Source organism: Kitasatospora xanthocidica (assembly GCF_014656195.1).
GTDB lineage: Bacteria > Actinomycetota > Actinomycetes > Streptomycetales > Streptomycetaceae > Kitasatospora > Kitasatospora xanthocidica.
In genome coordinates this window covers 1-9,822 of sequence record NZ_BNBY01000060.1, presented here as the reverse complement: position 1 = coordinate 9,822, position 9,822 = coordinate 1, and the positions used below count along the sequence as shown (strand labels likewise).

Below are 9,822 nucleotides of genomic sequence, written 5' to 3'. Positions count from 1 at the left end.
TCCCCGTCCGGGCCCACGGCCTCGTCGTGTTGGTCCTCAGACCGCCCGGTTGCGGCGCTGTGCCAGTTCGTCGGCCGGGTCCTGCCCGACCAGGGTCTCGCCGGTGTCGGTGCGCTCCGCGTGCAGCCGGCCGAGCGTCAGCTCCAGCTCCCGCCAGACCGCCCCCACCGCGATGCCGAAGACCCCCTGACCGCCCTTCAGCAGGTCCACCACCTGCTGCGGCGTGGTGCACTCGTACACCGTCGCGCCGTCGCACATCAGCGTCATCCCGGCCAGGTCGCCCTGCTCGGCGGCCTGCAGATGGGCGACGGCCACCCGGATGTTCTGCAGCGAGACGCCCGCGTCGAGCAGCCGCTTCACGATCTTGAGCAGCAGCACGTCGCGGAAGCTGTAGAGCCGCTGACTGGCCGCCGGGTACGCCGTCCGGACGCTGGGCTCCAGCAGCCCGGTGCGGGCCCAGTAGTCCAGCTGGCGGTAGGTGATGCCGGCGGCCGCGCAGGCCGTCGGGCCGCGGTAGCCGATCAGTTCGGAGGTCGGGGGCAGCCGCTCGATGGCCGGCTGGCCCGGCTGTACGGCCGGGAACCTGCCCACCCGGGGCAGGTCCGTGACGCCGCGAGCGGTGCGCGGCACGTGCACGGCGCACAGGCCTCCCACGGCCGCGTCATCGCCGGTGCTGCTCATGCCTGCCTCCGTCCACTTGTGCTGCGGGCAACCCGACTGCGGGCATCGGCCACCCGGACAGCCACTCCTGACGGTAGGCAGTCCCCTATGACCCGTCAACGATCGCCACGCCGGGCCAGACAAACCACATCACTCAGGAGAGTGGTTTTTCGTGCCCCCAGTGTGGGTAGGTCGACGGTTTTTGGCAAAACGCCAAGGCCCGACGCTCGCCGCGTCGGTCAGAGAGCCGGTCCCCGCTACTGCGGGCCGCCGCCCCCGAAGTCCTCGGGCGAGACCTGGTCGAGGAACTCGCGGAACTTCTCGACCTCGTCCTCCTGCTCGTCCGGGATCGCGATGCCCGCCTCGGCGAGCACCTCCTCGCTCCCGTAGATCGGCGTGCCGGTCCGCAGCGCCAGCGCTATCGCGTCGGACGGCCGGGCGCTCACCTCGACCCCGCCGGCGAAGACCAGTTCGGCGTAGAACACGCCCTCCCGCAGATCGGTGATCCGCACCTCGGTGAGCTGCTGGCCGAGCGCCTCCAGGACGTCCTTGAAGAGGTCGTGCGTCAGCGGGCGCACCGGCGTCATGCCCTGCTGGGCGAAGGCGATCGCGGTCGCCTCGCCGGGGCCGATCCAGATCGGCAGGTAGCGATCTCCCCCGACCTCCCGCAGCAGCACGATCGGCTGGTTGGAAGGCATCTCCACCCGGACACCCACGACGTCGAGCTCATTCACACAGGCAACCCTATGGCTCCGGTCCCGGATATGAAAGCGCAGGGCCGACGCCGCTGGTCAGCGCGGTGCACCCGCCGTCCGGCGGCCGCCCGGAACGTTACCCGCGGGTCCGCAGACCGGCCTGGACCATCGCCGCGTGGAGCCGTACGGACAGCGTCGCGAGCTCCCGCGCGGTGGCCTCGGCATGGGCCCTGGTCTGCGGGTTCCGGTGCCGGCGCAGCGGCGCCACCACCTGCTCGACCAGCGTGACCTCGCGGTCCGCCGCCGCCTTCATGGCCCTCAGGTGCCGCGGCTCGAGGCCGTACCGGCCGAGCTCCGCGACCAGCCGGGCCACCTGCAGCGCCTCGCCGTCGTACCCGCCGTCCGGCCCCGGCGCGACCAGCCCGTAGGACTCCCACTCGGCGAGCTCCCGCTCCCCGGCCTCGGCCGCGGCCAGCAGCTCGGCGCGCCCCAGCCGGACCCCGGACGGGACGTCGGAGGAGGCGACCAGCTCGCGGTCCGCCTCCTCCATCGGCCCGGGCCTGGCGTCGGCCGCGGCGGGCAGCGCGGGCGGGCTCTCACCGCGCTCGATGGCGTCCAGGTGCTCGCGGATCACCCGCAACGGAAGGTAGTGGTCCCGCTGCATCCGCAGGACGTAGGCCAGCCGCTCGACGTCGGCCGGGCTGAACTTGCGGTACCCCGAGGGCGTGCGCTGCGGCTCGACCAGTCCCTCCGCCTCCAGGAAGCGGATCTTGGAGATGGTGACCTCGGGGAAGTCGTCGCGCAGGAAGGCCAGCACCGCGCCGATGCTCAGCAGTTCGTCACCGCCGCGCCGCCGCCCGGCGGTCCGCTCCGCGCGGACCGGCTGCCTGGGGCCCGCGACCACCCCGCGCCCGCCGCGGTCCGCCTGCGGACCGGACGGGGCTGGGGTGGCCGCCCCGAGAGAAGAGGAAGGGGTATTCGTATTCACTCGGGCTCCTGCCGACGTTGGTTTCAGTACCCCCGGTTGTGGCCGGCGAAGAACACCAGCCGGTACTTCCCGATCTGGACCTCGTCGCCGTTGTTCAGCGTCACCTCGTCGATCCGCTCCCGGTTGACGTAGGTGCCGTTGAGGCTGCCCACGTCCGCGACGCTGAAGCCGGCCGGGGTGCGGCGGAACTCCACGTGACGGCGCGAGACCGTGACGTCGTCCAGGAAGATGTCCCCCTGCGGGTGGCGCCCCGCCGTGGTGACGTCCGAGTCGAGCAGGAAGCGGCTGCCCGAGTTCGGGCCGCGCTGCACGATCAGCAGGGCCGAGCCCGGCGGCAGCGCGTCGATGGCGGACAGCACCTCGGCCGACAGGGCCGGCGTGGTGCCGGTGCCGGTCGTGGTGGTGGGGTCGTACGACTCCAGGCCGGAGATGGAGATGGTCGACGTGGTCTCCGCCGCCCCCTCCGGCAGCAGGCCTCCGCGCAGCGCCGTACCGCAGTTGGAGCAGAACCGGGCCGCGGCCGGGTTCTGGTTGCCGCACCTGGGGCACGGAGAGGAGCCAGCCATGTTCACAGCCTCCTGGCGCGGCACACCCGACGGGTTGTGCCCGGCGTACGGGTCCGGAGCAAACCCTCCACCAGAGGTTGAGGGTGCTGACGGGAAACCTATGCGCGGGTCGCCGGAGGGGTCAACCGACGCGCCGTAGCCCGCCGGATTCCCCGCGTACTGGGCGGCGCCGCCGTCCCGGAACATCTGCTGGCCGGCGTACGGAGCGGCCTCGGGCGCGGGTCGCATGCCCGGCACGGCGGGCTCGTCCTCGGGCCGGCGGTGCCGCGCGGTCGGCGCCTCCACGGCGGCCGCGTCACGGCCCTTGTTGCGACCGAACAACTTCGAGAAGAAACTCACGGGCGAATCCCCTTGCGTGTGACAGACCCGCCCGCGGGGCAGGGTGAGAACCTCGGACAGGCGCCGAGCCCGGTTGCGGCTCGGTCCCGCTGGAGTGGTACTCCGACAGTTGGTGCTGCGGTTGTTGCTCCGGAGCGTACCGGTGCGAACCAGTCTCGCCCACGTGACGACGGCGCCCCGCAGCGGGTGCCGCCGGCCCGTGACGGGCCGTTCGTCGGGTGCCCCGTCACTTCGAAGCCGGCTTGGCGTACTGCGGCGTCTTCGGATCCACGAGGGCGTCCACGACCACCTTCTGCTGCTGGGTGATCGTCGCCCGCGCCTGGTGACTCTCCAAAGTACGGACGACACCCCCCGGGATGTTCAGCGCGGGGGTCAGGTCCTGCGGGTTCCCCACGACGGTGAATCGATAGGGCTGCGAGGCCTTCTTCCCGTCGATCTGCACCCCGCCGCCCGACAGGTCGGTGAAGTAGGTGTTGACCACCACGCGCACATCGTTGATCTGAATCGCCTCCGCCCCCGCCGCTCGAAGTTCCTGCAGGGTGTCCAGCAGCATATCTGCCTTCACCTGCCCTTGGGGATCATCGACCGTCAGTACGATGCCCGGACCAGTGGCCTTGACGGTACCGGCGAGAACGCCGAGTTCCGTCACCTTCTTCCTGGTCTGTTCCTGGGCCTCCTTGGCCTGGTTGGAGCTGTTCTCCAACTTGGCCAGGGACTGCTCCAACTCCGCCTTCTCCTGCTGGAGACGCTGCTGACGGCTGTCCAGTTCGTCGAGGATCCGGACCAGGTCCTCCTGGCGGGCCCCGCGCAGCTGGCTGTGGTGGTCGTTGGTCGACCGCACCTGGATCGCCAGCCCCAGACCGAGCGAGAACAGCAGCAGCGCCACCACCAGCTGACCGCGCGACAACCGCGGCGGCCACAGCGCCGCCTGCAGGCGCCGCCGCCCGGCGTTGCGGTCCACGGCCGGCGGCTGCTCGACGGGAGCCGCCGCGACGGGCTCGGGTTCAGGTTCGGGCTCCGGCTCGACGGCCGGTACGGGCACGGGCTCGGGCTCGGCCTCGGACGCCGCGGCCTCGGGTGCCACTGGCTCCGGCTCCGGCTCGGACGCCGGCCGGACCGGCTTCAGCAGCCGCAGCGTGGGCTCCGGCCCCGGGCCGGCCTCGACCTCAGCCTCAACCTCGGCGTCGGCCTCAGCCTCGACGTCAGCGTCGGAATCCTGCTCGGCCGCGGCCTCCGCGTCCTCCCCGGAGCCCGTCTCGGCCTCTTCGACGGCTTCCTCGGCACCCCCGGCCCCATCAGGCCCGGACTCCCCGTCAGGCTCGGGCTCGGAGGCCTGCGCGGCCTTCTCGACCGCCTTCTCAACTGCCCCCTCGGCAGCCTTCCCCTCCGGCTCGCGCTCCTCCGCCGCCCGCTCGCGGCCCGACTCAGGCACGGAAGACATGGCGACGGATCGCGGCCGCGTTGGAGAAGATGCGGATGCCGAGGACGACGACCACGCCCGTGGACAGCTGGGAACCGACGCCCAGCTGGTCACCGAGGAAGACGATCAGTGCCGCGACCACCACGTTCGACAGGAACGAGACGATGAACACCTTGTCGTTGAAGATCCCGTCCAGCATCGCCCGGACACCGCCGAACACCGCGTCCAGCGCCGCGACCACCGCGATCGGCAGATAGGGCACAACGGCGTCCGGCACCTCGGGTTGGACGAAGAGGCCGACGACCACCCCGATCACAAGACCCAGTACGGCAATCACGGTCTGGCTGCTCCTGTCCCTGTCGTCGTCTTGGCGGATCCGGTCGACGGACGCCGTTTGGGGGTCGGACCACCGCTGGTCGCGGATGGTGAAGCGCTGGGTGAGGCCGATGGTGAGACGGACGCTCCCGGGCTCTCCGAGGTTCCGGGGCCGGTCGTCGGCGTCCCGCTCGACGTCGGGGCGGTCGTCGGCGTCGCCGTCGGCGAGGGTTCGGGCGTGACCGGCTGCGCGGTCCGCAGCGAGACGCCCACCGCCGCCGGCAGCGTCAGGCTCTTCTGCGTGGAGAGCGTCGACTTGATGCCGTACTTCTCCTGGAGCAGCCGCAGGTACTGCCCGGCCATGTCGTTCTCGAAGGCGGTGAGGAGCTTCGGCCCGTCGCCGATCGCCTGGATGTTGTAGGGCGGGACGAGCGGCCGGTTGTCCACCAGCACCGCCTCGCCCGCGGCCCGGATCGCGGAGAGCGCGGTGAGGCGCTGACCGTTGATCGCGACCGCCTCCGCCCCGGACCCCCACAGGCCGTTCACCACGAGCTGGAGGTCGCGGTCCCGCAGCCGCCCGCTGTTGGAGAAGCCCTGTCCCGCCCGCGGGTCGACGTTGCCGCCCTGGCCCGTCCCGGCGGCGTCCTCCAGGACGAGCTTCACGCCCGGCCCGGTGACCTCGCCCAGGCCGACCGCCCCGCTCAGGCCCCCGGCGTCGGCGTCCCCCGAGGGGAGCGCCTGCTGCTGCGTGCTGTCGACCTTGCGCCGCAGCTCCTGCACCTGCTTCTGCAGCCGGTCGGCCGAGGTGTTGCTGTCGTTGATCCGGTGGATCAGCGCGTCCCGTTCCTTGGCCAGCGTCGGCTCGGCCTTGTGCGCGTTCACCGCGCCCACCGTCACCACCGCTCCGACCAGCGCCAGCCCGGCGCCCAGCGTGAGCAGTCCCCGGAGCGTGCCGGGTATCCGGCTGTCACGGGCACCGCCACGTGCCGCGGCCGCCTCCGCGTAGCCCTCGTCCAGGCTGTGGTCCATCACATTGGTCAGCAGGGACATCGAGGCGTCCGGGCGGTTGTACCGCCCGTTCGGGGCACTCGGCGTCGGCGTCGCTGGCATGGAGACCATCGTCCCATGGCTTCGAGGGGGCCCGTGCACGGCCCCTGAGCTGCACACACGCTGCACACATGGCGGAAGAGACGGACCGTTCCGAATGAGGTGAAAACGGACAGCGGGGCGCACGAACGATGCCGTGCGCCCCGCCGTTCGGGCTACTCCGTCCTCAGGGCCCGGCCGTCACCGACCGGCGCCGTCGACCACCGCCGCCCACTCGTCCAGCAGCGCCTCGGTGGCCTCGTCGTCCGGCCCCTCCGCCCACAGGTGGGTGACCGCCTCGGCCGGGTCGGGCAGCACCAGCGTCCACCGCCCGTCCGCCTCGACCACCCGGACGCCGTCGGTGGTGTCCAGCCGCCGGCTGCCGGCCGCCTCCACCACCGAGCGCATCACCATGCCCTTGGCCGCCCACGGCGTCGCGATGTCCCGGCGCCGGATGTGCGCCTGCGGGATCCGCGCGTCGATCTGGCTCAGCGTGAGCTGGGTCCGCGCCACCAGGCCGACCAGCCGGACGAAGGCCGCGGCCCCGTCCAGCACCCCGCTGAACTCGGGCACCACGAAGCCGCCGCGCCCGTCCCCGCCGAACACCGTGCCCTCGGCGGAGGCCGCCTTCGCGAGGTCGTCCGGCGTCGTCGTGGTCCAGATGACCTGGGTGCCGTGGTACGCCGCGACCTGCTCGGCGATCCTGGTCGTGGTCACCGGCAGCGCCACCTGACCGCTGCGCCGCTCGGCCGCCACCAGGTCCAGCAGCACCAGCAGCGCACGGTCGTCGTCGATCACCCGGCCCAGCTCGTCCACGAAGGCGACGCGCTCGCCGACCGGGTCGAAGCGGACGCCGAAGGCCGCCCGCGAGGAGGCCACCAGCTCGCCCAGCCTGGCCAGCCCGGCCCGCCGGGTCTCCGCGTCCTCGGTCGGCCTCGCCTCGTCGAGCCCGCTGGAGACGGTCAGCGCCTCCACCCCGAGCCGGCCGAGGATGCTCGGCAGGACGAGGCCCGCGCTGCCGTGCGCGGTGTCCACCACCACCTTCAGCCCGGCCTCCCGGACCCCGGTGGTGTCCACCGTCCGCAGCAGGTTGCCGGCGTAGGAGTCGAAGACGCTGGACGGGAAGGTCAGGTCCCCGATCTCACCGGGGAAGGCCCGCCGGTACTCCTGGCGCGCGTAGACGCGGTCGAGCTTGCGCTGCCCGGCCTGCGAGAGGTCCGCACCGCGCTCGTCGAAGAAGAGGATGTCCAGCGAGTCCGGCACCCCCGGCGTGGTCCGCAGGAAGATCCCGCCCGCACTCCCCCGCGCCGTGTGCTGCCGGGCCACCGGCATCGGCACGTTCTCCAGGTCGCGGACGTCGATCGCCGAGGTCTGCAGCCCCGAGATCATCGCCCGTTTGAGCGCACGCGCACCACGCGAGTGGTCACGCGCGATGGTGACGGTGGCGCCCTTCTTCAACGTCGTCGCGTAGGCCCCGGCCAGCCGGACGGCGAGCTCCGGAGTGATCTCGACGTTCAGGATCCCCGAGACGCCGCGGACGCCGAAGAGGTGCTCCTGCCCACGCGACTCCCAGATCACCGAGGTGTTGACGACGGCGCCGGCCTCGATGGTCTTGAACGGGTACACCCGGACGTTCGCCCCGATGATCGACTCCTCGCCGACCAGGCACTCGTCCCCGATCACCGCGCCGTCCTCGATCCGCGCGGCCCGCATCACATCGGTGTTCTTGCCGATCACGCAGCCGCGCAGATTGCTCTGCGGCCCGATGTAGACGTTGTCGTGCACCACCGCCTTGTGCAGGAACGCGCCGCGCTTGACGACCACGTTGCTGCCCAGCACGGTGTGCTCGCGGATCTCCACGCCGGCCTCGACCTTGGCGTAGTCCCCGATGTACAGCGGCCCGCGGAGCACCGCCTCCGGGTCCACCTCGGCCCCCTCGGCGACCCAGACGCCCGGCGAGATCTCGAACCCGTCCAGCTCGACCTCGACCTTGCCCTCCAGGACGTCCGCCTGGGCCTTGCCGTAGCTCTCGTGGGTGCCCACGTCCTCCCAGTAGCCCTCGGCAACGTACCCGTAGACCCGCTTGCCCTCCTTCAACAGCTGCGGGAAGACGTCGCTCGACCAGTCGACGGACTCACCCGCCGCGACGTAGTCGAAGACCTCGGGCTCCATCACGTAGATACCGGTGTTCACCGTGTCGGAGAAGACCTGCCCCCAGGTCGGTTTCTCCAGAAAGCGCTCGACCCTCCCGTCGTCGTCCGTGATGGTGATACCGAACTCCAACGGATTCGGCACCCTGGTGAGACAGACGGTGACCAGAGCGTTCTTGCTCCGGTGAAAGTCGATCAATTCGGAGAGGTTGAAGTCGGTCAGCGCGTCACCGGAGATCACCAGAAAGGAGTCGTCCTTGAGCGCGTCCTCGGCGTTCTTGACACTCCCCGCCGTGCCCAGAGGTGTCTCCTCGTGGGCATAGGTCAGATGCATGCCCAGCTCTTCGCCGTCACCGAAGTAGTTCTTGACCAGTGACGCCAGGAACTGGACCGTGACGACGGTGTCGGAGAGGCCGTGCCGCTTCAGCAGCCGTAGCACGTGCTCCATGATCGGCATATTGGCGACCGGAAGCAGCGGTTTCGGCATGCTGGAGGTCATCGGGCGGAGTCGAGTACCTTCGCCCCCTGCCATTACAACGGCTTTCATTACGGGTGCGTCCTCCTTCGCGGTGTGGACCAGCAGGTCCATCAAACCGTTCCAGAGGGATCTCTACCCGGAAGGCATCGTCCGACGCACCGACGGGGCGTGGGGCTTCTCTCAGATCACGTCTCAGACTGTGGACGCCCGGCCCGCCGCGGCGCCCTTGACGATCTGCCGCACCTGCACCGCGTAGAGAATGGCCGCCCACCAGTAGAGCACCGTCCCCCACCAGATGAAGGCCCAGCTCACCACCTCGGCCGGCCGCGCGATCCAGCTGTCCACGCTGCCGAGCAGCAGGAGCGGAAACGCGTACATCAGGTTGAAGGTCGCGGCCTTCCCCAGGAAACTCACCTGCAGCGGCCCGTAACCGTGCTTGTTCAGAATGGGCAGCAGCGCGGCGATGAACACCTCCCGGGCCAGCAGAATCGCCGTCAGCCACCACGGCAGAATCCCACGCCAGGTCAATCCGACCAGCGTGGACAGCACATAGAGCCGGTCCGCCAGCGGATCCAGCAGCTGACCCACCCGGCTGATCTGCCCCCACCGCCTGGCCAGCTTTCCGTCCAGGTAGTCACTGATTCCGCTGAGCATCAGGATCAGCAGCGCCCAGAGGTCATTGTTCGGCCCGTCGAAGACCGGCCACAGAATGAGCCAGAGAAAGAGCGGAACGCCGACCAGCCGGCCCATGCTCAGCAGGTTGGGGATGGTGAGGACGCGATCGGTCTGGACCCGCGTCTCCTGGACCTCCACCCGGGGGCCTCCTGTCCGTGTGACGACAATGCACGTTGACCCTACAACAGAGAAGCCCCCGTCCGGTTCACCCGGCGGGGGCTTCTCTAGAAGAATTGTTCGGCGGCGTCCTACTCTCCCACAGGGTCCCCCCTGCAGTACCATCGGCGCTGTGAGGCTTAGCTTCCGGGTTCGGAATGTAACCGGGCGTTTCCCTCACGCTATGACCACCGAAACACTATGAAACTGTCAACCGACACCCGACCAAAATTTCGGGTGGGTCGTTGTTTCAGAACAACACAGTGGACGCGAGCAACTGAGGACAAGCCCTCG

The 9,822-nt window shown here is 70.5% G+C and carries 9 protein-coding genes and 1 rRNA gene; all 10 read right to left on the bottom strand.

Features of this window, described 5'->3' with window-relative positions; all coding sequences use genetic code 11:
• Nucleotides 1–36 precede the first annotated feature (36 nt).
• The 10 genes from IE332_RS40350 to rrf all read right to left on the bottom strand — a co-directional run bounded on the left by IE332_RS40350 (nt 37) and on the right by rrf (nt 9,724).
• Complete coding sequence (locus IE332_RS40350) at nt 37–681, bottom strand: MerR family transcriptional regulator (protein WP_189926856.1); 645 nt, start codon at nt 679–681, stop codon at nt 37–39.
• 236 nt (nt 682–917) lie between these two features.
• Complete coding sequence (locus IE332_RS40345) at nt 918–1,394, bottom strand: bifunctional nuclease family protein (RefSeq protein ID WP_030062493.1); 477 nt, start codon at nt 1,392–1,394, stop codon at nt 918–920.
• Nucleotides 1,395–1,491: 97 nt separating this feature from the next.
• Nucleotides 1,492–2,187 carry a transcriptional regulator FtsR gene (ftsR, locus tag IE332_RS40340; RefSeq protein WP_189926860.1) on the bottom strand — a complete coding sequence of 232 codons (696 nt, stop codon included), beginning with the start codon at nt 2,185–2,187 and terminating at the stop codon, nt 1,492–1,494.
• Between the two features lie 179 nt (nt 2,188–2,366).
• A complete protein-coding gene (locus IE332_RS42555) occupies nt 2,367–3,248 on the bottom strand; it encodes a double zinc ribbon and FHA domain-containing protein (protein ID WP_189926854.1) in 882 nt (293 codons plus the stop codon).
• Nucleotides 3,249–3,474: 226 nt separating this feature from the next.
• Nucleotides 3,475–4,377, bottom strand: a complete 903-nt coding sequence (locus IE332_RS40330; protein ID WP_373313970.1) for a DUF881 domain-containing protein — start codon at nt 4,375–4,377, stop codon at nt 3,475–3,477.
• 295 nt (nt 4,378–4,672) lie between these two features.
• The gene (locus IE332_RS40325; RefSeq protein WP_030062488.1) at nt 4,673–5,005 is read right to left on the bottom strand and encodes a small basic family protein; all 333 of its coding nucleotides are present in this window, start codon (nt 5,003–5,005) and stop codon (nt 4,673–4,675) included.
• Nucleotides 5,002–6,093, bottom strand: a complete 1,092-nt coding sequence (locus IE332_RS40320) for a DUF881 domain-containing protein (protein WP_373313969.1) — start codon at nt 6,091–6,093, stop codon at nt 5,002–5,004. Before IE332_RS40320 ends, IE332_RS40325 begins: the two co-directional genes overlap by 4 nt.
• A 177-nt stretch (nt 6,094–6,270) precedes the next feature.
• Nucleotides 6,271–8,766 carry a mannose-1-phosphate guanyltransferase gene (locus IE332_RS40315; RefSeq protein ID WP_189926852.1) on the bottom strand — a complete coding sequence of 832 codons (2,496 nt, stop codon included), beginning with the start codon at nt 8,764–8,766 and terminating at the stop codon, nt 6,271–6,273.
• A gap of 123 nt (nt 8,767–8,889) precedes the next feature.
• The gene (clsA, locus tag IE332_RS40310) at nt 8,890–9,510 is read right to left on the bottom strand and encodes a cardiolipin synthase ClsA (protein WP_189926850.1); all 621 of its coding nucleotides are present in this window, start codon (nt 9,508–9,510) and stop codon (nt 8,890–8,892) included.
• Between the two features lie 97 nt (nt 9,511–9,607).
• A 5S ribosomal RNA gene (gene rrf, locus IE332_RS40305) occupies nt 9,608–9,724 on the bottom strand.
• Between the last annotated feature and the right edge of the window lie 98 nt (nt 9,725–9,822).

Coding starts and splice junctions, on each gene's coding strand:
- IE332_RS40350 (WP_189926856.1), bottom strand. CDS start 681: ATGAGCAGCACCGGCGATGACGCGGCCGTGGGAGGCCTGTGCGCCGTG.
- IE332_RS40320 (WP_373313969.1), bottom strand. CDS start 6,093: ATGCCAGCGACGCCGACGCCGAGTGCCCCGAACGGGCGGTACAACCGC.
- IE332_RS40315 (WP_189926852.1), bottom strand. CDS start 8,766: ATGAAAGCCGTTGTAATGGCAGGGGGCGAAGGTACTCGACTCCGCCCG.